The 21,026-nt window shown below is 52.5% G+C and carries 28 protein-coding genes; all 28 read right to left on the bottom strand.

What is annotated here, in order from left to right; translation table 11 throughout:
- Positions 1–8 precede the first annotated feature (8 nt).
- Positions 9–491, bottom strand: coding sequence for a DUF1833 family protein (locus AC1M2H_RS18135; protein ID WP_480148456.1), 483 nt, complete (start codon positions 489–491; stop codon positions 9–11).
- A complete protein-coding gene (locus AC1M2H_RS18140; protein ID WP_480148457.1) occupies positions 478–951 on the bottom strand; it encodes a hypothetical protein in 474 nt (157 codons plus the stop codon). The genes AC1M2H_RS18135 and AC1M2H_RS18140 overlap by 14 nt, the downstream gene beginning before the upstream one ends.
- Positions 951–3,920 (bottom strand): phage tail length tape measure family protein, encoded by a 2,970-nt coding sequence (locus tag AC1M2H_RS18145; protein WP_480148458.1) that lies wholly within the window; start codon positions 3,918–3,920, stop codon positions 951–953. The genes AC1M2H_RS18140 and AC1M2H_RS18145 overlap by 1 nt, the downstream gene beginning before the upstream one ends.
- Positions 3,917–5,103, bottom strand: a protein-coding gene (locus AC1M2H_RS18150) for an IS3 family transposase (protein WP_480151836.1) whose coding sequence is annotated in 2 segments (ribosomal slippage) — positions 3,917–4,827 and positions 4,827–5,103 — 1,188 coding nt in all. Because the reading frame shifts where the segments join, the coding sequence is not laid out codon by codon here. Before AC1M2H_RS18150 ends, AC1M2H_RS18145 begins: the two co-directional genes overlap by 4 nt.
- Positions 5,104–5,817: 714 nt before the next feature.
- A complete protein-coding gene (locus AC1M2H_RS18155; protein WP_480148459.1) occupies positions 5,818–6,339 on the bottom strand; it encodes a hypothetical protein in 522 nt (173 codons plus the stop codon).
- Positions 6,340–6,406: 67 nt separating this feature from the next.
- Positions 6,407–6,574: a hypothetical protein gene (locus AC1M2H_RS18160; protein WP_480148460.1), complete on the bottom strand. Its 168-nt coding sequence runs from the start codon at positions 6,572–6,574 to the stop codon at positions 6,407–6,409.
- A 167-nt stretch (positions 6,575–6,741) separates the two neighbouring features.
- The gene (locus tag AC1M2H_RS18165; protein ID WP_480148461.1) at positions 6,742–7,224 is read right to left on the bottom strand and encodes a hypothetical protein; all 483 of its coding nucleotides are present in this window, start codon (positions 7,222–7,224) and stop codon (positions 6,742–6,744) included.
- Between the two features lie 55 nt (positions 7,225–7,279).
- On the bottom strand, positions 7,280–8,452 hold the full coding sequence (locus tag AC1M2H_RS18170; protein ID WP_480148462.1) for a phage tail tube protein: 1,173 nt from the start codon (positions 8,450–8,452) through the stop codon (positions 7,280–7,282).
- Between the two features lie 22 nt (positions 8,453–8,474).
- Entirely contained in the window at positions 8,475–8,867 is a 393-nt protein-coding gene (locus tag AC1M2H_RS18175) for a phage tail terminator-like protein (RefSeq protein ID WP_480148463.1), read from the bottom strand.
- On the bottom strand, positions 8,864–9,415 hold the full coding sequence (locus AC1M2H_RS18180; protein ID WP_480148464.1) for a hypothetical protein: 552 nt from the start codon (positions 9,413–9,415) through the stop codon (positions 8,864–8,866). Before AC1M2H_RS18180 ends, AC1M2H_RS18175 begins: the two co-directional genes overlap by 4 nt.
- Before the next feature lies 1 nt (position 9,416).
- Complete coding sequence (locus tag AC1M2H_RS18185; RefSeq protein ID WP_480148465.1) at positions 9,417–9,800, bottom strand: glutamate 5-kinase; 384 nt, start codon at positions 9,798–9,800, stop codon at positions 9,417–9,419.
- Position 9,801: 1 nt separating this feature from the next.
- Positions 9,802–10,020, bottom strand: a complete 219-nt coding sequence (locus AC1M2H_RS18190; protein WP_480148466.1) for a hypothetical protein — start codon at positions 10,018–10,020, stop codon at positions 9,802–9,804.
- 1 nt (position 10,021) lies between these two features.
- Positions 10,022–10,432, bottom strand: coding sequence for a protein singed (locus tag AC1M2H_RS18195; protein WP_480148467.1), 411 nt, complete (start codon positions 10,430–10,432; stop codon positions 10,022–10,024).
- 3 nt (positions 10,433–10,435) lie between these two features.
- Positions 10,436–10,621 (bottom strand): hypothetical protein, encoded by a 186-nt coding sequence (locus AC1M2H_RS18200; protein WP_480148468.1) that lies wholly within the window; start codon positions 10,619–10,621, stop codon positions 10,436–10,438.
- 48 nt (positions 10,622–10,669) lie between these two features.
- Positions 10,670–11,806, bottom strand: a complete 1,137-nt coding sequence (locus tag AC1M2H_RS18205) for a major capsid protein (protein WP_480148469.1) — start codon at positions 11,804–11,806, stop codon at positions 10,670–10,672.
- Between the two features lie 87 nt (positions 11,807–11,893).
- Positions 11,894–12,658 (bottom strand): DUF6651 domain-containing protein, encoded by a 765-nt coding sequence (locus AC1M2H_RS18210; RefSeq protein ID WP_480148470.1) that lies wholly within the window; start codon positions 12,656–12,658, stop codon positions 11,894–11,896.
- A 106-nt stretch (positions 12,659–12,764) separates the two neighbouring features.
- A complete protein-coding gene (locus tag AC1M2H_RS18215; protein ID WP_480148471.1) occupies positions 12,765–13,877 on the bottom strand; it encodes a phage minor head protein in 1,113 nt (370 codons plus the stop codon).
- A gap of 1 nt (position 13,878) precedes the next feature.
- On the bottom strand, positions 13,879–15,285 hold the full coding sequence (locus AC1M2H_RS18220) for a DUF4055 domain-containing protein (RefSeq protein WP_480148472.1): 1,407 nt from the start codon (positions 15,283–15,285) through the stop codon (positions 13,879–13,881).
- 3 nt (positions 15,286–15,288) lie between these two features.
- On the bottom strand, positions 15,289–16,590 hold the full coding sequence (locus tag AC1M2H_RS18225) for a terminase large subunit domain-containing protein (protein ID WP_480151980.1): 1,302 nt from the start codon (positions 16,588–16,590) through the stop codon (positions 15,289–15,291).
- Entirely contained in the window at positions 16,571–17,572 is a 1,002-nt protein-coding gene (locus tag AC1M2H_RS18230) for a terminase small subunit (protein WP_480148473.1), read from the bottom strand. Before AC1M2H_RS18230 ends, AC1M2H_RS18225 begins: the two co-directional genes overlap by 20 nt.
- Before the next feature lie 352 nt (positions 17,573–17,924).
- Complete coding sequence (locus AC1M2H_RS18235) at positions 17,925–18,137, bottom strand: hypothetical protein (RefSeq protein ID WP_480148474.1); 213 nt, start codon at positions 18,135–18,137, stop codon at positions 17,925–17,927.
- Positions 18,138–18,235: 98 nt separating this feature from the next.
- On the bottom strand, positions 18,236–18,619 hold the full coding sequence (locus AC1M2H_RS18240) for a hypothetical protein (protein WP_480148475.1): 384 nt from the start codon (positions 18,617–18,619) through the stop codon (positions 18,236–18,238).
- Positions 18,620–18,647: 28 nt separating this feature from the next.
- On the bottom strand, positions 18,648–18,899 hold the full coding sequence (locus AC1M2H_RS18245) for a DUF1378 family protein (protein WP_480148476.1): 252 nt from the start codon (positions 18,897–18,899) through the stop codon (positions 18,648–18,650).
- Entirely contained in the window at positions 18,896–19,144 is a 249-nt protein-coding gene (gene lysC, locus AC1M2H_RS18250) for an Rz1-like lysis system protein LysC (RefSeq protein WP_480148477.1), read from the bottom strand. Before lysC ends, AC1M2H_RS18245 begins: the two co-directional genes overlap by 4 nt.
- Positions 19,038–19,442, bottom strand: coding sequence for a DUF2570 domain-containing protein (locus AC1M2H_RS18255; RefSeq protein ID WP_480152065.1), 405 nt, complete (start codon positions 19,440–19,442; stop codon positions 19,038–19,040). The genes lysC and AC1M2H_RS18255 overlap by 107 nt, the downstream gene beginning before the upstream one ends.
- Positions 19,439–19,651, bottom strand: a complete 213-nt coding sequence (locus tag AC1M2H_RS18260) for a DUF7940 domain-containing protein (protein WP_480148478.1) — start codon at positions 19,649–19,651, stop codon at positions 19,439–19,441. Before AC1M2H_RS18260 ends, AC1M2H_RS18255 begins: the two co-directional genes overlap by 4 nt.
- Complete coding sequence (locus tag AC1M2H_RS18265; RefSeq protein WP_480148479.1) at positions 19,648–20,100, bottom strand: lysozyme; 453 nt, start codon at positions 20,098–20,100, stop codon at positions 19,648–19,650. The genes AC1M2H_RS18260 and AC1M2H_RS18265 overlap by 4 nt, the downstream gene beginning before the upstream one ends.
- Positions 20,081–20,404, bottom strand: coding sequence for a phage holin, lambda family (locus AC1M2H_RS18270; protein WP_316541870.1), 324 nt, complete (start codon positions 20,402–20,404; stop codon positions 20,081–20,083). The genes AC1M2H_RS18265 and AC1M2H_RS18270 overlap by 20 nt, the downstream gene beginning before the upstream one ends.
- Positions 20,405–21,026 lie beyond the last annotated feature (622 nt).

Here is a 21,026-nt window from a genome sequence, read left to right on the forward strand (position 1 = left end):
GAGGAACCTCAACTCATGTAGCGTAAACCGGGGAATTCATTCAGCGTGTAGCGAAAACGGGGCCAGGCGGTATCGAGCACATTCATGTAGCCAGCGGTGATTTGCGCCTGTAATGCCGTCCAGGAGCCCGATTTTATCGCCAGGGTGTATGGCACTGTCGCCGGCGCGCTCAGGTCAGTTGAAACGAACTGGCGATATGTCAGCGAGCCGATTTCAAGATTTGAGAGGGCTTTACGAATAGCCGTACTCACCTCGCCATCAATATTGCTGATAGCAAACTGCAAATCCTGGGTGCCGTCACTATTTCTGGCTGGTAGGGCGATATCAATGCCCACGGCGGAAAAGTTAAGCACATCACCATTTTCAACCGTTGCTGTTATGTCCTCATAACCTTTACAGAAAAAATGGACTGTAGAACCAATATTAATTTGCAGCGTCTCAATGATGACCTCCGAACCGCTGCTGGCATAAAGCCGATCAAGAATCGTCATGTTTAGGCCACTCCTTGTTCAGAGCTATATCAAGTAACGAGCTCCCGACAACCCACTCCGGATAATTCCCCCAAGGCGCAGGAATAAGAGGACGTTCCCACAGTTCCAGAGTGGCGGAATAACGCCAGTAGATCGGTGCCACCAGCACCGGTCCCTGATAGATATCCGTAAAGCGGCATTTGTAGAACTTTACGCCTGCGGGGGTCTGCAACTTCATCATGAACCAGGCGGCACCGTCGGAAAGGGCATCCCGGAACCATGATTCAAACGCCAGGCCCTGAGCGTCAGTCTCCATGAACCAGGCAACGGTCGCCTGGGTTGGCGTTGATGTATACGCCCTACGCTGCCGCGATCGGCCGGTGGCCATATCGGTACGTTTCAGGGGACTTACGGGCTGAAACCCATAGCCATCCTGTAGAGGCATGGGGAGATAGTCATGCGGGTAAAAAATGTCAGGCATTATCCTTGCCTCCTGCCAGTGTTATAACCGCCAGTTAGCGCCTTATGCACCTGCCCAACCCCCTTAGCGAGATCGCTAGCTACCTGCTGGTAACCTTGCTTGGCACCATCGCGAGCGGCTTGTTTCACAAGCATCACAGTCGCATCAGACGGGTTCCCGTTAATGGTTATTGGCGGCACCATAACGGTAGGCTGGATTACAGTCGTTTGCTGATTATTGCTGACGTTCTGCACGCCCGTACCGTACCCGGTGCGACCCAGCGTTGCATCAAGCGGCTTGCCATTTCGAAGCGCCTCAAGCTGAGACACGCCGATCCGGTTAGTAGATGCCTGGTCGAAGACATACTCCCCTTTGTGGACGACACCAGCAGGCTGATACTTCCCGCCGGGACCGGTATAGCCGCCAGAGGAAAAACCAACAGCTGCCGCGCTCGTTATGCTGGAGGTAATCGTTGCCATCAATCCTACAACCGAGGCCATGGCCGCAATGTTAGCCGGGAACGGTAACCCAGCCAGGGCTTGCCCCATTGCCATCGGGAGCTGCAAGGCTGCTTGGGCTATCGCGAATGCTTTCTGCGTCATAAAGGCAGCTTTATACATTGCTGACTGCTCGCCAAACATTGTGCCCATTGAGTCGGTGATACTGGTAAAGGAGTTCTGTGCAGATTGGGCCTGCGCCACATACATGGCAGCTTCCAAAGTTTGCTGATTGTTACGAATTTCCATCAATCTATCAGCCTTCTGCTGCTCGGTCAGAATAGAGTCTTGTGCTATCAACCGATTTTGCACCTTCATCCACTCGGCATAGTCAATCTGTGCCCTTTTGAGCTTTTCAATTACATCCAGCTGAGGATCAACTTGCAGGCCAATCATATTTTGCCCCTGACCTGCCATGTCGTGGCTCGTAGCCCCAGATGTAAGCGTCCCTCCTGTTTTGTTTACCGCTGAAATTACAGAATTTGGCAGTGGCATGCTGGCAATAAGGTCAGATGCTTGCTTATTAGCTTCTGGTTTTTTTAACTTACCCAGCCTCACCATTTCCTGCAGTATCTGCAGACGTTTTTGCAGGATATCGTTCTGCTTAACTTCTTTTGGCGCAATTTGCTCCTGCATCTTCCGGTAGTCGTCCAAGGTCTTGACGGAGTTTTGCCGCGCCTCCTGCTGTTTGTAGGCCTGCAATATTTCATCAGAACGAGAAAGAATCGACTTCTGGTCAGCAGTGAGTTGCGTTTTAGACTTGAGGTCAGCAATCTGCTGTTCGAACTTAACCCGTGCCTGGGTTGCGCTGTTTAGCTTGTCGCTGGCATCAAGCTGAGACTGCATCGCGGCAGTCTGCTGGTTTATCTGGTCGAGCAGCCGCGTGGCTGCGTCCTCGGTGTAGGCTTTGCCTTTTGGTGTCTTCGGGGTTTTAGGGTCTTTGTACTTATCGTTGATATTTGCACGGAGCTTGGCTTCTTCTTCAGCACTTATAGCAATTCCTGCCGCTCTGGTCTTTTCTAGTGCCTTGGTTAACTTATCCTGCTCTTTGGTGCGCTTTTGAGAATTTGTTAATGTTTGCTCCGTTAGCGTATTGATATAAGTTTGGGCTTTGATGCCTTCTTGTTGTCTGTTGTTATAATTGCTGATCGAATCATTTAGCACATCTTGAGCTGCAATCTGCGACAACAATGCATCCCGCTGTTTCAGCATTTCAGGCAGGTTGGTAAATCGGTTATTCAACCTGTTGAAAATTCCACCCTCTGATTGCGCACGTTGCGTGTCGGCAATGGTTTCATTTAGGGTATCCAACCTCTCTTTTAGAGTTTTTTCTCGGCCAATATCCAGCATCGCATCCCATGCTCCCTTAGCCTCATCCCCGAGCCATTTCCATGCCTCTCGCAATGAACCTAAGCTTCCAGCAATTTCATCTGCACGCTGCTTCACAGTCGCAGCATATGTTTCAGTCGCCAGTCGGGCAGCTTCCTGCTGGTTACCCTCATCCTGTAAAGCTTTAATTTGGTTATAGGTCGCCAGTGTCAGGAAGTGATACTTGTCATTCAGTTCACCGATCGCCGCCACCGGGTTTTGGGCTATTTTTTCGAACTCAGCCACCATACTATCTACAGATTCATCGGTCGCATCGTTCATAGCTACAACAGCCTCAGTCACCGACTGCATTGAATCCGCCGCGATCTTGCCGCCGGAAACCACGCGATTCAGAGCCTGAGCTGCAACAGCTGTGGGATTACCGGTACTGTCAGCAACAGCTTTAGCCATATCGGAAAGCTGTCCTGTTGTTTTCCCCACAACATTCCCGGTCAGAACAAGGGACTTATTGAACTCCTGCTGCTCCTGACTGCCCCTGTACCATGCATATGCAAGCGTACCAACAACAGCAACGAGAGCACCGATCCCGATAGTCATTGGATTCAGAAAACCAGTGAGTTTCTTGGCGTTCTCTGCATTTTCTGACAACGAATTAGCGTTATCTGAAAGAGAATCACTGGAGTCGTCGGCGGCATCACCAGCACCCAGTAGCTGCTCTTTTATGATTTCGAACAGATTACCCCAACCACCAAACGAGTCGGCTATTTGCGAACCCTGCTGCATGAAAATGGTAAACAGCGGCATGCCACCAGCAATCGACGTGGAAATGTCATTAAATTGCATCGGCAGAAGACGCATCGCGTTTTTATATTGACCAGCAGAAATGGCCCCGTAGCGCATTTCATTACTGACCTGATTAAGTCCCTTCTCCGTCAAATCCAGCTTATTTGAAAGCTCTGCGTGATACTCAGGGGTAAGCAGCCCCGCATCTTTGGCTGCCGACAGTTCTGCGCGCTGCTTCTTGATTTTATCAAGGGCCGCCGAAAAGGGGTCAAGCTGACCAACTAATCGCTGTAAAGAAGCCCTCTGCTCCTCCTGTGCCTTTACTGCATCGCGCTCTGCCTGTGCTTCACCGTTCAACTCGCGACGAGCTGATCTGGTCAAGTTAAACAGGACACTTTTTTCTCAGCCATCTGTTCATATCGCACTGGCGATAAATACCCATTCGAAGCATGGTTTCTGTCAAGATTGTAATAACGCATATAGTCTGCAACATCACGTTTCATACCTGCCCGCGTCTGCTGCGGGATCAACAGCACCCATTCATGTTTCAAACTGCCCCAAAAACGCTCCATTACCGCGTTATCCCAGCAGGCGCCAACATCTCCCATGCTGCTTCTGAGTCCGTAACTGGTTAACTGCGTTTGGAAGCGCTTGCTGGTATACTGCGCTCCACGATCGGTATGGACGACCAGCCCTGTCGGTGGATTGCGCAGGTTGTAAGCCTGCATGAGAGCCCGGCAAACCAGCGACGATGTCATTCTCTTGTCAATGTGCCAACCGACGATCCGGCGGGAATATAAATCCATGATCGCAGCCAGGTACAACCAGCCTTCACCCGTTTTCAGATACGTAATATCACTCACCCATATCTGGTCCGGTCCGGGAGGATTGAAGTTCTGATTCAACAGATTTGGTGCAAAATCAGCCCCTTTCTTCGGTTTCGTTGTGACCTTCCAGGCACGACGTTGCCGGCAGAGAAGTCCCTCTTCGCTCATGATTTTTCTAACGCGCCAACGACTTATGGTGACGCCTTCTTCACGGAGCTTTTTAACCAGCGTTCGGCTCCCGGCACTTTCCCGACTGGCAGAGAATAACGCCTTGAGCATCACCCTGACTGCGGTATCTTTCGGCGGGCAGGCTATCGGCTTTTTTCGCCAGGCATACCATGCGGACGGGCTAATGCGCATCACGCGACAAAGCGTCCGTAGCCTGTAATTACCTGCGTTATCGAGGATAAACTGGTATCTCACGACATGTGCTTCGCAAAGAAGGCGCTCGCCTTTTTTAATATTTCCTTCTCAATGCGTAACTCTTTGTTTTCTAGACGTAGCCTTCGGAGTTCAGCTTGTTCATCTTCACTAAGCGGACTTTCATGGCGCTGGCGCGCGGCGGCGACCCAACTGCGCAATGTTTTGGCGCTGATCCCCAAAGAAGTTGCGGCACGCGCAATGGAGTAATTTTGCGTCAGCACCAGGGCCACCGTTTCCTTCTTAAATTCTGGCGTAAACTTTCGCTTCTGATTCACTAAACACCTCCATTTTGGATGTAAGTTTAGTGTCCTGATTATTCGACCACAGCAAGCTTCGGCAATTTTAGCGCTATAGGCGTCATACTGTTGGATACTGAGCGCACCACTATAGGTATATTCGAAGATCTGCCGCTGCTGCTCGTCCAGAGCCTGTAATGCATGGGTTACAGGGTCAAGCCTTGCCTGCAACTGAGAAAGAGTTTTTTCCTGCTGCGCCTGTTGTGCCGCAGACTCTTGGGCGGCTTTAGCCGCCTCCCTCTGAGCCTGCGTATATCCTGTTAACTCATCCTGCGCAGACTGAAGACGGTTACGCGTTTGGTCAATGATGGTGCTGTAATGGCTGAATTCCTCAATTCCCAGCACACCAGATATATTAGCTTTTGACAGCCGGTCCATTGCTTTGTCAAGTTCATCAAACGCCTTTGATGTGGGATCGAGCTTGTCCAGCAGTCGTTCGATCTCTTCTCGCTGCTCCTTCGTCGCCTTCGCATTTTCACTGGCATGCTTTGGGCCAACTTTGAGAAAGGAGTTTAGGTCTTTAGTCGCGTCGGTCAGGCTATCGGTCGCTACCTCCGCCTTTCCTCCCTCAACAGTTATCTTATTGAGGGCGCCGGCTAAACTATCAGCGTTTTTCTCTGCCCCAGAGCTATCCAGAATAATCGCGAGACGGGATGTTTGTTCTGTCATTTACCTTTCTCCGGGCAATAAAAAACCCCGCCGGAGCGAGGTTTAGTCAACCATTTTGGTACTTCATTTATTAGGGATCTGGTTTAAGAACCTTTGCAAAGCATAATAGGCTTTGGTGTCATTCTGACCATCTTTAATCGTGCCAACAATTGCCCCATCTGAAAGGGTGGTAAGTCTAATCATTGACGTTTTCGCGGCCATAACTTGTTTTAAATCTGAAAGAGGCAGGGCAAAGCCTCGCGTCGACGTTGGCATATTGACTACGTTATCGCCGGGCGTCATTTGTTCAAACTTGGTTAATGTATCTACAGGCTGAAGTTTGATGATCTTATCATCGACACGTAATTCAGCCTCCTCAAGATTCATATATTGAACATACGTTGTTAAATTCAGAACCGCCATATCAGGTACTTTTTCTGTCCAAAATGCACCAATAGCCATGCAGCAATCCGCACCATGAGGCTGGATGGATACAGTTTTAACGCCGTCAAATTTGCTGACGCTAGTTTCAGCATTTAATCCAACATTATTGGCGCACCCTGCCAACAGTAAGGCGGCAAAAGCTACAGCCAGAATTTTTTTCATATCCCTTTCCCCATTATTAACATTTTCACACAGATTAGCACAGGGATAGAGAGAGGCAACGACACGACTATTTAGTTTTATTCTTCCGCTTCTGTTCCGCAGCCCACTCATCGCGCCAGGCATCATCAAGAGCCATTATCGCGGCATCAAACTCAGTGCGGTCAATCAATATGTAGCGCGAAGCCAGATAGCGTTCAATGTCGCCCAGAGACAGCGGAAGAGGAACGCCAGCCATTCCTGCATACTGCCTTCCACGCGATATCATGGCATATGCGTTGAGGATCTCACCGGTTACAGCATCAATAACAGGTTCAGGGATTGGCGGGAGATTTAATTTCTCTCGTCGCCACTTTGCTTTTTCGCCCTGATCCCCCCCGAACTCCTTTAGCCACTGCTGAGCCTCTAGGGCTTTCCCACGGTCTCCTGAGTCTGCTGCTCTTTACCCTGAGCAATGCTGGCGGCCTCGGCCAGTATCAGCCAGTACAGTTCAGGTTTCTGTTTCAGCATGGATGCCCCAAGCTCTGGCGTATAGTTGATAGCAACCTCCGCGCCATCCACCATTTCCCCCACCCCCTCCCAGCCCTTCAGCAGATAACGCGTACAGTTGTCGATCATCAGGTCATCAACGGAATCAATCTCGCCGACGCTGGCGAGGTCAAAATTTTTAGTTCCCACCTGATAGCTGGCGTCCATTTTATCGATGTGCCGGCGCACTAAGGCATTACGCGAACGGTATTGATGATTCTCACTGCTGGCCACCAGCAAGCGAAGTGTGAACAACGACTCTTCTTCAGGCGTGAATTTCTTTTTGCTGTCTTCTGGTTTTTTGTAGGGGGAAAACCAGCGCTCGCCGTTGAGGTCAATTTTCGTGGTAATGATAAGCATAAAAACTCCATGAAAAAGCCCGAACCGCGATGCTCAGCGGAACGGGTCAGGGAAATTAAGGGGCGGTGACGGTAATTTCAGACGTTGCGGTAAATGTCCGGGCCTTACCGGTGATGGTCGCAGTACCCGCAGCATTGCGTGTAACTTTCGCTGTTTTCTGGCCAGTAGATACCACGCTGGCAATCGCCGGATCCGAAGAATCCCATACAACGGTGTCGCTGGAGTCTGCCGGGGTTAAAGTGGCGGTAAGGTTCACAGTGGAACCAACAGCGCCGGAAGACGTCGCCGGCGCTACGCTAATGGCCGTTGCTGGCACGGTAGGAACGCGGGTGATCGTCGGTGGCGTATTGGCTGCCGTGATATCGAGCTGAACCTGAACGATATCGGTGTTGCCGGCGTCCGGCCAGTCGCCTGAGATCTGCGCTTCCGGAAAATCGAAGGTATATGCACCTTCAGCATTTTCCAGGGTGAAACTGAACGGCACTGTTTCTCCGGTAAACGTCTTCTTATAGATTTCCCAGGCTGCTTTTGACCATGAAAGCGTGATCTGCCCGGACGGCGTAAAGGTTGTCGGGATATTCGCGCCGGCAAACGCCGAACCGGTACCGACGCAGCGCTGGGTCTGCATATTGTTGTCGAACTGGATGTTGAAGGTATCGACGCAGAAACCATTGCCACCAGCAACGCCATTCAGGCTAAGTGCTGTTACCTCTTTGAACGAATAGCGGAGCGCTCCGGCATTATCGACTGGCGCGGTAAAGAAGCTGGTATCGTCCCCTTTAGTTTCCCAGTCCAGACCAGCAAACGTAACCGTGGCAGTGATGTCGCCATCATTCGGAATTTCGATCTGTAAGGTAGCAACCTGGCAGCCGCGGGCGATGGATGCAATACCCACATCTTCAGCGTAGGACGCTACTGAGAAGGTGATGCGGCTGTTGCCCACTGTGAGCACATTGTCCAGCCATTCGGCGCCAAAGCAGCTCGCCAGAAAGGCATCGTGCTGATTCCAGCGAAATTTCATGCCGATATCACCGCCGACATCGATAGTTCCACGCGATACGCCCTGAGACATCCGGTTGCCACCGATTTCATCGTTGTCATTGGTGTTCTGGGTTGGAGCAAGGCCGAAGGATGCACGCCGAAGCAGATCCCACACGCCGACGGTAGGTGTAACACCCGGGGTGGTTTCGCGCATAAACGCGGTTACTACTTTTGCACCTGAGCTCACAGGAGCCTCCTGTTATTGTGCGCTACAGAGCGCGATAAGGGATTTGAAGATTTAGCTGTGACCAGCCGTCTGTTTCACCGGCCGGCACAGCAGAGACGGCGAAATAACTCAGTCTCCCGTCATCCTGAAACTCAAAAAGCGCCGTTAATTTGTCCGCCGTCTGAGTAATCAGCAGCGTGCCGGAGCCAACCGGCACGAATAGCTGAATAATGAGTACACCGGTTCGATGAACTACCGGGCCATCTCCGATTTCGTTGGCTCCCGGCTGCCCTGAAATGTTGGTGAAGCGTGCCCAGATACTGCGACCGCTGGGGTCGAATACCGGGCCATTGGGATAATCCACCGCATCAGAGGCAATAGCAGTCTGTGCCGCCATTCGGGAAATGACAGCGTTTCTGATTTCTGTGAGGGTCATTTGTAGGCCTGAATCACACCATTAAACGAGACGGCATAGACGCCAGTCGGCGCCTGTGTTGAGTGTCCATTCTCCAACGGTACGGAGTACGGGAGGTTTGACTGGATATAAATCACCGAATAGGCTTGCGCCTGGTCGATGATGTTTTTTCCGTTGAGAAACGTCGTCGTGCCCCGCGGATCCGGTTCGGCTGGCACCGTATAATCGGGCGCGCCAATACTCACGAAATGCGATGCCCTGAAGGTGCCTGCGCGGTATTCCGCCGGGCGCCGGATATCCATACTGTCGTTAACGCGGACTTTCTTCCTTAGGCGTCCAGTTTTGGTCAGGTTGGCAGGATCGGCATAGAGGGATTCGTTCCACTCGCCCACTGCTTTGTTGTACTGAACGGCAGTGGCATTGATGGCCCAGAGTTCAGGATTGCCAACCGGCGACCGTTGAACGATTTCATTCAGCAGCTGAATGGCGATCGTTCGTTGGCGAAGTTTGACATCGTCGGCCACCAGCCCGGCAAACGCCGCCGGGTCGATACTCCAGCCCTTAGCCATATCACGCCCTCCGTAACTGGATGGAATATGCAGCACCGGCAGAATCAGCCGCGGCTGTTATGACCTCGTAGCGCTGAGCCTCTTTGGTAATCGGATCCGGCGCTGTGATGAAATGTCCGACCGCCGGTTTATCGGTGACCTCGTTAACCAGGGCGGTTAATTTCAGGTCACCATGCAGGATGTTAACGCCATCGATACGGCGGAGTTTGTACCGCGCCAGAATACCGCGCCCTGAATAGGTCACCACCGTTTCGCTGCCGGTTTCCGTTACCGGATCCCATGAGCCACGAACGGTGTAACTGCCGGTGAACTCATTAACGGCATCGCTCAGGTCGGTATCGAACGCCGCGGCGACTTCGGATTGAAGCTCGTCACGAATGCCCATTTTATTCACCGCCGCCCTGACGAAAACTAACGGTTACAGTACCGAGAAGCCGGCGGGTATAGATTTCGCCGTTGCGTTTAATCCGCAGCGGCCGAGGAGCAAACTCAACAACGCCCTTTGCCGGGTTTGCGTAAACGACATGATTGATCTGGTTTCCATTCACAAACACATCGCGAGGGCCGAGCCCGTCACCGGCATAATGCACACCTGGATTTTGCATATCACCCCCTCACCAACCGTATCTGAGACTGATTGACGCCATAAGGCTTAAGCATCGCCAGAGCCAGCTGCAGGTCAGAATCAAGCAATGCTAAGCTATTGGTGGCGAGCTCAGCAAACGTCTTCGACACAGATACGTCGTCAGCATCCACAGTCTTACTGAGCAGTACCCCGGAATCGGTTTTCTGCTGATACAGGCCGCCATTTGACGCAGCCAGGGCCGCATAGACGCCAGCCTGTTTCACATCGTCGGGAATGATGGTTTCGTTAGTTACGCGATTGCATGGCAGTTTCAGATTGAGGCCATTCATCCAGATGTTAGCCATCAGCACAGATTTGGCTTTTTTGCTTCCATCCGTCCAGGTGGCGCCCAGAATCGAATCGACTTCTTCAACGGTGATGAACGTAATCATGCATCACTCCATTTCTTTCCAGCCGTGCGCTTTCCAGTTTTCCACCTCGTCAGCGTGTACGTTGGCCTCAGTGGCTGCGCCGGGGAACTCAGGCGCGTCAATAACCATTGACACCAATCCTTGCAGATCGTCTTCGACTTGTTCAGCAAGCTTTTCCGCCGCCCGCTGCCCTTTCGTCAATCCGGCCATAAGCCCTCCATTAAAAAAGGGGCCGGAGCCCCTCATGGTTGATGGTTATTAGCCAGCGATGATGACGCTGTGACGCGGAACCGGAGCAGCGACACCCCACGCCAGACCAACTTCATAACGGATCTGGCGATACTGGCGGTACAGCGCCACCTGGAAGGTAATGCCTGATACCGGGTCGGTAACGTTCATCACATCATCCGCAGTATCCCCGCCTTGCGGCATTGCCGGTGTACGAGATGCCAACAGCAGCGCATTACGGTCAAACGCCATATTCGCCACATACCCTGCACCACGGGTAATAGCAGCATTATCCGCCAGCGCTTTGCGCAACCCAGGCTGAGCCAGAGTGATAGTGCTGGCAGTTGCCGCGGCGACTACGTATTTATTTTCGTCGCCCGCGAAGCTCACCACATCACCAGCGGCAAACGCTCCGGTACCGGTATCAATGGCGATGATACGGTCACCTTCGACTTTCGCACCGTTCACCAGGTAGTCAGCAGCAGCAGAGGCCGTATGAGTTTTAACGCCTGCAGAGTTATGGATATTGAAGCCTTCCAGACGACCCAGGGTACCTTCACGCAGTAACTGTTCCGTTCCTGCTTCGTTCACCTTGAACAATACAGACTGTTTACCGCGCAGATTTGCGATAGCCGCCGAACCGAGAACCATCTGGAGATCGGTAGTCGGTGAGCCGTTGTCCTCCAGCACTTTACGCGCCAGCGCGGCATCGCTGAGGTCTTCCTTGATACCGAATGGCGTCGTGCCCGGCGTGCCGACCTGACGGGATGCGTTGAAGTACAGCGCGCCCAGATCCGCGTCGACTTCATTCGCCAGCGCGCGGAACGCCTGTTTGAACTGGTCGGCAAGGATGGTGTTGTAAGTACCGGCAGGGCCGAGGGCCAGTTGCTCTTCACCATTCCATTTGACCGGCGCCATTTTGGATTTGGTGATTTTCACATCGACGGTACCGATGTTCTGATCGCCCGTGTTCGGAGCTGAAGGGCCCGGCACGATGTCTTCAGTGACAGCTACCGGAGCAACCGGCGCGGTAACCGTCTGGTCTTTTGCCGCGGCATCTGCCTTGGTATTGCGGGCGACGGCGGGAATAAAGCCCACCTGCTCGCGGGAGACAATGTCCAGAGCGGTATAGATAGTCGGGATCAACCCGGTGAGCGTGTTACTCATAAATTTAATTCCTTTGATTTGATAATAGGGTTGGTTGAGCTATCCAGCTCTGGCGCCAGCCACCATCCGGAGACTGGCAAAAGAGGATTAATCGACGATGGTGATACCGTCTTTGAGTGCGGTTTGCTTACCCGTCTGATCCAGTGAATCAAACGCGCTGCGTTTCATGGTTTTCTGTCCAGCCTGATGTTGCGACTGCTGTGAACCACCACCACTGTTTCCGCTGGCTTTCAGGATGTGGTCTTTTTGTGGGTATTGCTCCACCAGGAACTCGAGCGCCTCGTCAAATGAGGCCAGTTCACCCGGTTTAGCACGAGAGTAAATCTTATTGCCGGTGCCGTCATAGGCCACAACCTTTCCCTCTTCGACCTTGAACGATTGGCCAAAGCGCGCCTGAAGCATGTCAGAAGGGATGGCAATTTTATCGGTGATGAACTTCGAACCTGAGAAGCTACCGCCGATCATGGCATCGTAGAGTTGACTTTCCAGTTTCTGGCTCTTGCCGTTAGCGTCATCCAACTGCGCCTGGAATGATTTGGTGATTTCGGCCTTCACCTGGTCAACGGCGCCAGCATCGAGCAGTTTCTTCTGGTCGATTTTGGTCATCATATCCAGTGCTTCTAGCGCCTTGGTCGGGTCAGCGATACCCGAGAACTTCGCCAGGCTGGCTTCAGCAGCCTCTTTAGCTTCACGATGAGTTTTCGCTTCGCCATTCAGCGAAGAGATTTTGCTGACAGCCTGTGCCGCATCAAAGCCAATCTCTTTGCCGTCGTCATGAATGAACACCGGCAGACCGTTGGCATCAACTTCCGCGTAATGCTTACCATTCACTTCTACTGTCTTGAGTTTCATGCTGTTACCTTTCGTTTGGTCATCCGACCGTTGCACCGCTCACCATCCGGATCGCGGCAATAAAAAAGGCCGCCCGGAGGCAGCCTGTTTGATGTTGTATGGAAAATTAAAGACTGGCGTTACTGAATGCTTGTTCGTCACGTTCCCGTAACTGCTCCAGCGTCAACCATTCGCCTTTGTCGTTGTAGAACTCATCAGGAGACATGCCACCGTCACGAATCAGCCTGGCGCGCGTCACGCCGACAATCTGGGACTGCCGTGTGAATGACTGCCGCGAGAACCAGCCCTGATAATCGGTATCCGCAGGCACCTGTCCATCCATACTGGCGCGGGAGCTGTCCTTAATCTCACCGACTTTGATACCCAATTCATCGGAGGATTTCAGAATGTAGGTTTCAACACTGCGGCAGCAGAAATGGATTTTCCCGGGGCCCTGCAGATATGGCACCTTGTGGCCGATCGGTTTATTGTCCAGGGTGTATTTGAGGCGGTCGCGAATTCGACAGTCTTTTGACGTTTTATTGTCGAGTGTGGACAGCCACTGCTTACCCTTCAGAATATCATCGTTGGCAGTCGCAAAACTCTGCCTCGCCGTCGCCGCCAGGTGCCCAACAGCAGTTTTGGCAATGCTGCCGGCGTTTGCCCTGCTCATCTGCAAGGCGCCATCCTGGTAGCCGCGGTTAGCATGACCGCGAACCTTACGCGCAATCTGTTCCGTTGTATCGCCCAGCAGGAACCCCCGCCGCACGGTATTGGATATCCGCGTCATCCTGTCAGCTTCAAGGTTATCCGCCCACTCAGAAAGCAGGCGCCCCTGAAAAGGTCGGGCCATTGCCGCAGCATAAACGGCGTCCGGGGAAATGCCCACCAGCGGATGAAGCGCCAGCACATCATCGGGGATCGCAAACTGGAAGAGACTTAACTGAAATCCTGCCTCATGCTGCGCCAGCTCCTGCAGCTCGCCAGCGAGGCTTTCGCTCATCGACTGAACCACATCACGATTTAGCGCCCTGACGCTGACCAACAAAGCTTCCAGCCGCGACACAGTAAAGCTCTCCGCATCGAGCGTATCCATCGCCACCAGCAGCCTGGCCGTCAGCTCTGCATCGCTGTCATTCAGGATTTTTATCATCCTGTTTGCGACGCCGGTACTGTACTGACTCACCCAAATTGAATGAGCCAGACTTTCGTCACTGAGCTTTTCATTCGCCGTTGCCATCTCAACCGCCTGGATTATTCAGGACATTGGCCAGCGTGACCTGCTGATTTCTCAGCTCGTCGATCACCCCTTCCGGATCGGCGTCCGGGTCGATGAATTTCAGAGCCTGCAGCGCACGAATGGCATCAATCTGGCGAATATCTCCGCCCTGCCGTAGCGACTGAATAGCTGTCGCTGCGGTAGCATCAAAGGTCTGAGCCGAAACATCCAACTCAGTGCGAACATCGACGTTACCGCCCTCCGATTCGCCAAGCCATTCCGCCATGATCTGCAGGATGTTATCGAGAGTGTCTTCGAGCGAATTCGACATGGTGTAGAGGGGTGAATTCTCCTGCATATGCTCTTCATGCGTCTGGTCATCAGATTTGGTGGACGTATTTTCGGTACGGAGCAATTTAGCCCCGGCCTGCCGCATCTGATTTTCGAGGTCATCAAGAGACGTTTTTCCTGAATCTATAGCCGATCCGGTATGCTCGGTGTATTCCAGCCCTTGCTTTGCGCGGTCAGTAAACTGAGTTGCTACCGATGACCCTATGGTCAGTTCTTGCCCTTGCTCGAGCCCGAATACCGACAACAATGGCACCCGCGCGACGTGCAGGATGTTGTCCTGTTCGCTCTGACTCTGCCAGTGTTTGATGTTCAGCAGTGCCAGGTTCAGCAGCGGCGGAGATCCGCGCATAAATCCGGTGCGCTTGGTGTATAGCGTCACCAGAGGAATATCATCACGGCTGGTACCCCACGCGTCGTGAAGTTGCCACTGGCTTTCGCCGTTATCACCTTTGTTGCGGCGATATATCTCAACCTTGCGCGGCATAATGTGGCGTATCTGTTCTACCTTCGTCTGCCCGTAGTCATTGCCATCAACGACGATAACCTCTTTTACGCGCAAATCGGTCAGAATGACTTTGCCTCCCCGAACATCAGACTTCCAGCCAATGACCTGCCGGGGATTAAGCATTGTCACGTATGGGCGACCACCAGCTGCTTGCTCGTCAGCCCTCGTCTTAACCGCTTCTGGATCCGTTCGTGGATAATCCACAAGGGCATGCGCCAGGCCGTACTGGAACGCGAGCGAGAAGAATTGCTGCGCCCATACATCAAGCCGGTCTCCTTCCATATCGATGTTTTCAGCCAGCTCGACAATCTTCTCGGGAGTGTCTTCGCTAAGCCTCGTCGGCTCAGCGAACACGCGACCGATGTTTTGCTTAATCGCCTCTTCATATGCAGGGAGAAGCGTAGCCACGGCCAAACGTTGTTCGTATGCCTCTTTGTCCTCTTTAGGCCACTTAGGCAGATAGGTTGTATTCTGCCGGCGCATTTCAAGCGTACCGCCCATCAGCGCATCGTTAATGTCCCACGCCTCAACCATATCGTTGTAGTCGAGATTGGGTGTTGAGATATCAGGCATGGTTTACATCCGAAGTTGAGTGACTTTGCCGGTTGGTTTGACGATTGGGAACTGTTTAACGATGAAGTAGCCGCCGGCATCGTTGGGGTGATCGTTATCGGCTTTTTTGTCAGGCTCGCCGTTTTCACCCCATACCTGCTGCTCAAGCGATTCCGTATAGACCGGGCACCGCCTCACATTCACTTTGTAGCGACGCTCACCGTTACCGTTACAAAACATGGCGTTCATTGAGTTGATGCGGTCTTTTACCGGTGGGTTTGAATCGTTCACTATCACGTTGAAGCCAGCCTGCTTGAGCTGAGCGATATCCGTAGTGCTGGCATGAGCTGATTTCCGAGAATCACCAGAGGCATCCGGGTAAATGTAGATCTCACGCACCTTTCGGTAGTCATGGCCGTCATACAGCCAGAACCGCTCTTTGATGATGCGAATGATGTCCGGGGTATCGTAAGCCTTGATGATTTCCGTTACTGCACAGGGAAGCCCGAGGCGGAGAACGTGAACAATTCCGGCCATTTTTCCGACGTTGAAATCCATGCCGATATGCAGCGGCTCCCCTGGCTGCTCTTCTTCTTTGCAGTTATTCAGCTTGCGGTCGAACTGGTGGTAAATCGTGCCGCTGGTCAGGTTGGTAAACAGGCCCCGCAGGTACGCTTTAATCAGCTCCGGCGGATAAGACTCCATCAGGGATGGAATGTAGTCCGCCGGCAGGTTCTTTTCGTTGTCAAACGTCGATGCCTGCACCAGGCCGTACAGCGTTGAGAGCGAAGGCTTATCGCGTACAGCTTTTGCGAACTGCTGATAAACGAATTTAAACCCTTCCGGCGTAGTGGTGACGTCTATTCCGTTACGCAGGCCGGCCACTTTGTAACGCATACGCGCGATGATTTTTCGCCAGGCTAACTGCGCCTTCTTGGCTGGCATCACGTCCAGCTCATCAATCAGCGCGTTACCTATTTTAAAACCCACGATGGTTTGCGGTTTCTCCATCGAGCGGCAGATAGTCGTCCCGCGGAACTGTTTCCCGGCGTAGAAGTGAACCTCTTTGTTCCCCTCGTTGATTTTGACATTCAGCCCCCAGTCAAAGGCCACCTCTTCAACCGTGGGATAAAAGATGTCGCGGATCTGCGGATAAGTTGGTGCAAAGTAGCCCTGGTTGATTTTAGGGTGTTCCCACATCCCCTTGCAGATACCGCCGCAGCCTACCCACGTCTTACCGGAACCAAACCCGGCCACGTAGGCTTTAAATTTGTGCTTCATCGCGAGGAAGCGGGCCTGAGGGATGTTAAGCGTCGGCGATATCATCGTCTCCCTCCACTCTCGCATCCACGACATTGATATTGATTGCTACCGGCGTTGGTTCGTCATCTTCAGGATCAGCTGCGAGTTCCTTGCGTAATTTTTCGACCTCCAGCTGCCGGCGCTCGATTTCAATCTGCTGCAGACGCTGAGCAAATTCACTGTCAGCCAGGCCGAGGCGTTTCATCACTGCTTCGTACATTCGTTCGCGGCTGATGGCGGTTATCTCAACGCCATTCTTCCCGAGTTTCACGCCGGAATAGGCAAGCGCAGCATCTGGAGCCAGTTTGCGCGTGTCAGCGAAGAACGGCTGGCCGATGCCGTCGCCATTGCAACGAGGGCATTCAGGGTTAGGTGCGCTGGTGTGATCGTAACCGTAGCCGCCAACATCGCGCGGTGCGCCTCTTTTCTTCGCCTTGGCTTCTTCGCCAGCCTCATCGAACTCCACGACGTCACGCCATTGATACTGATGCCCGAAGCCCCAGCAGTAACGGCAGCTCCCGCGGCGATACTGTGATAGCTGGTTGGCATCGAAGGTAGCGAGCTTCCACATCTGCTCAAGCACTTCATCAGCGCTGCCAAGCGTGCGCACAATGGACGCTTTCTGCTGCTGCGCAATGGCCTGCGCAACTGAAGTTTTCTGAAGTAGCTGATAGCCAATTTGTTCAGCAGTCTTTTTGCTATAGCCTGCGCGGATAGCTGCCTGTGTGGCATTGCCATCCTTCAGGTATTCCGCGACAAATAAACGCTGCTGAGCTGTAAGGCCGTCATCGTCTACCAGCTCTTCTGCGCAGTTTTCCCTTTGCGCAGTGCGCAATTTCTTCTGCGCAGGTTTTTGCGCAGTTTGCGCAGCAGGTTTTTTGATATATCGACGGGCGGTAGCGTAGTTCAGTCCCTGCGCTTCACACCAATCCTTCGGTGATACGCCGGTTGCGGCATGATCGGACAGGAACCGTTGCTGAAGCTCGCCCCAGTCCGGTTTTGCCATGAGTTAATCCTGTTTGATGATTTGAACTTCTGCACTTTAAGTAAATGACTGGACCTTACCGCCACTGCACACATCCATCTCAATGGCTATCTGTACGGCATCTATTGCGTTTTTCCCGCAGTGCATAGCTGCTCGGGAAATCATGCCACCACTTCCAATTGCATAGGGGTCTGATTGAAGTGATATCGATGCAAGCGTTTTGCCAGAGTAACCCCATCCCATGCAACTGTTGTCATGCCTGAATTCCCTTGGTTAAAGCCATTAAAAAAGCCACCCGTGGGCGGCCTTCGCGATGGCAATAAAAAACCCCGCATCGCAGGGTTTATATCAACGACTTCAAATGGCTTTTAGCTCATTTGTTTATGTAGTTAAGGATTTTATCTGCTAATGCCTCAACGTGCTGTGAGGCATATTTCAAATCGTCAGCTACTTTATCGCTGTGCGTTTTATGTGTTGACGAAGCCGCAGAAGCCTTTGCAATCTCTAAAGCTGCAGCCATAGCTGAAACTCTTCGCAGTGTCTCCAGCTCAGGAGTGTGGGCATTTAGTGGAAAATTCTCTAACATTTTAATCCCCTAGATAATAGGCAGATTTTATAATACATCCAGCATCAGCCCACTCAAAGCATTATCGAAGCCCCTCGGGGAAGGGCTTCTGTAATGCCTTACTTAACCGTGATTTTGACCGGCACGTTAACGGCGCCTTTTGTTAACGTCGCCGTGGTTGCGCCAGCGTTAACGCCCTTAATCGTCAGTTTGCCGTCTGCATAGGTTGCCGTTGACAGGTTTTCATCAGCAGCCCTGACCGTGATCGGACTGTCGCCGGTGGCGGTCACGTCGATAACCACGGTGGCGCCCCTAGCCACTTCCACGTTGTCGTCACTCACTGTCAGCGCGTCAGCGTCTTTCACAAAACCCGCGTTTTTGAATTCCTCCTGCAATGCCGCGTCGATGCCGTCAGTTTTCAGCGCGATGATTTTGTTTTTCACCAGCGCCGCCACTTCTGCATCAGCGAGAACAATGGCGAGGTCGGATTTGGTTATATCCATGTATATTTCCTCTGTTGTGTGAACTGGTTTACTGCACAGTGGGGCCGGTGCCGCTTGTCGCCGTTGCTTCTGGCGCGGCTGCAGCATCAGCCTGCAATTTCTTCAGGCGTTCCTGCACAGCGGCTTCAATCTCATCAGCTTTGGCTTTTGCTGCTACTTCTGCGGCTTCAGCTTTTGCTGCGGTCTTGTTGCGGAAATAGTCGCGGATTTTCACCCAGCCTCCGGCGATAAGCATTGCGGCCAGAATGCAGGAATTGATATACGTCAGTAGTGTGGTCATCGGGTCTGCCTCGATTGTTCAATTTTACGGATAGCGGATTTATCGGTATTGCAGTTTTCCAGCGCTGTCAGCAGCTGCTCATTCAGAGTCAGGCTGTCGCCCCAGGTGAACGGGTCAGGGATTTCGGGTACAGGGCAGTCAGCCGTCAGGTTTGCCGGAAGTGGTACCGGCTGAGCGGGTACGTATTTTGTTTCGGTGCGTACGCAGGCTGTCAGTTGCGACAGCAGGAACAGGCTTAACAGCACAGCTATCGTCCTTAACGGCCTGTCTGATATCACTCGCCCGCGTCGTGCTCTCTTCACTGTTCTGCTGCTTTTCATCAGTGACCGCCTGCGAAATGGTGTTGATTATCGATACGGTTTTCATGACATTCTCTGTCACCGTCTCTGCCTGACTCGAGTCCTGAGCGGCAGCCTCCGCCCGGCTCTCTGCAGCATCTGCCCGGCTGACGTTGCGTTCATAGCGATACCCGAGCCAGCCACCAACACAGATAACCAGCACAAACAGTACAATGATGACAGACACTTTCAGTGAGGCGCTCATTTTGGCTTAGCCTGATTTACCAGACGCCCGACCAGACCACATCCCGCCACCACCGCCGTGATGGCGCTCATGGCTCCCGGCGGTATGGACGCTTTCAGGTCTTCAGGCAGTTCCACCCATACCACTGGTATCGCACCGGCCAGCGTCAGTGCCCATGACGAAAACCACTTCCAGCACCCTTTCCAGTCCTCAACCAGTTCAATCTTCATGACAGAAATACCTCACGCTCTGCTTGACGTCGGTTGGTCAGACCCACCATCACCTTTCCGCCCGATTTATTCCAGCGCAGGAACTCATCAGCAGCTCCTTTGATATCGCCAGCGTTGAGCTTCTTCAGCAGAGTAGAGGTTGAAAGCGCGCGGGAGCCGACGTTGTACGCGAACGATACAAGCGCATCAAACTGACCCTGGGTTAACTTAACCTTAACGATTTTAAGCACGTCGTTCTCGTAGCTCACCAGCCCTGTTTTCAGCAGCCGGTCAGCGGTAGCCTGGTTAATGGTCATTCCCGGCTTTACTGGCTTACCATCAACTGGCAATGTCCATCCAAAGCCAATCGTCCACGGAGTACCACCCGTACCCGGATCGGGATATGCTGTAAGCCGGCAGCCTTCGAAACCTTTAATCAGTGCAATGCCTTCAGGACTGGTTTGCATCATCAACTCCTGCCTTTCTGGCGGCGAATTTCTTAATCAGGCTGCCGATCGAGTCCGTACCGATATAGCCAATGAACACGCTGGCGATGTAGGCGAGATTGCTGCTCAGCCCTGTAAAGTCGAGAAGGTCGCGAACGAACCAGGCAATCATCGCGCACATAAGCGCATCGATTAGCGTCTTGGTCATGGCTCCGCCGTTATAGCGACCACGGAGATACGCCATAATGAAAGCCAGTATTGCGCCGATACCCTGCTCCTTAGCTGCCAGCAGAGCGGCGATGAAATCTTGTTTGTAGGGCATTTTCATAGGCCTCACCTCCGTTGATGACGGATGGCGCGGTGTGAAGGAAATAGGCGGGCTCTGCGCAAGCGCCCGACGATTGGGTTATGTACCGCCGTCGGTGAGCCCTATATAGGGAAAGGCCGCCAGATGGATTTACGACAAAACACAGAGTGAGTGACGTTCTGGCGGCACAAAACAGAAAAGGCCACGCATATGCATAGCCATTGAAATCAGGATTTACTTAACTGCCTTAGAAAACTATCATGAGCGCTCTGGAATTGAGACCTCCAGAACCCTTATATGTGTCATAGTTGTTTTATTTCCCGCCCGCTCTCTGATGCGGGCTTTTTTTTCGACTACACTTTGTCCCGGCTCCCCAAAAAAAAGATAACACTACCCAACATTCCCCTTGATGGCTCAGGCCGTCTAGGGGTTTTTTATGGGTGCGGACTGGCGGGAAGAGTTCAAGATGTCAAACAAAAAAATAACCCTTCGCATTTTATGGTTAATGCATCTTCAAGGATGTAGTTAAATTTATGAGGCTGTCTGTTATAAAAGCAGAGATTTGTCCAATTTGATTGAACACTGTTTTAGCCTGCTCCTGTTGCAGGCTTTTTTTTCGCCCAAAGATAAGACCCACCGGAGT

The organism is Klebsiella sp. F11 (genome assembly GCF_056712265.1).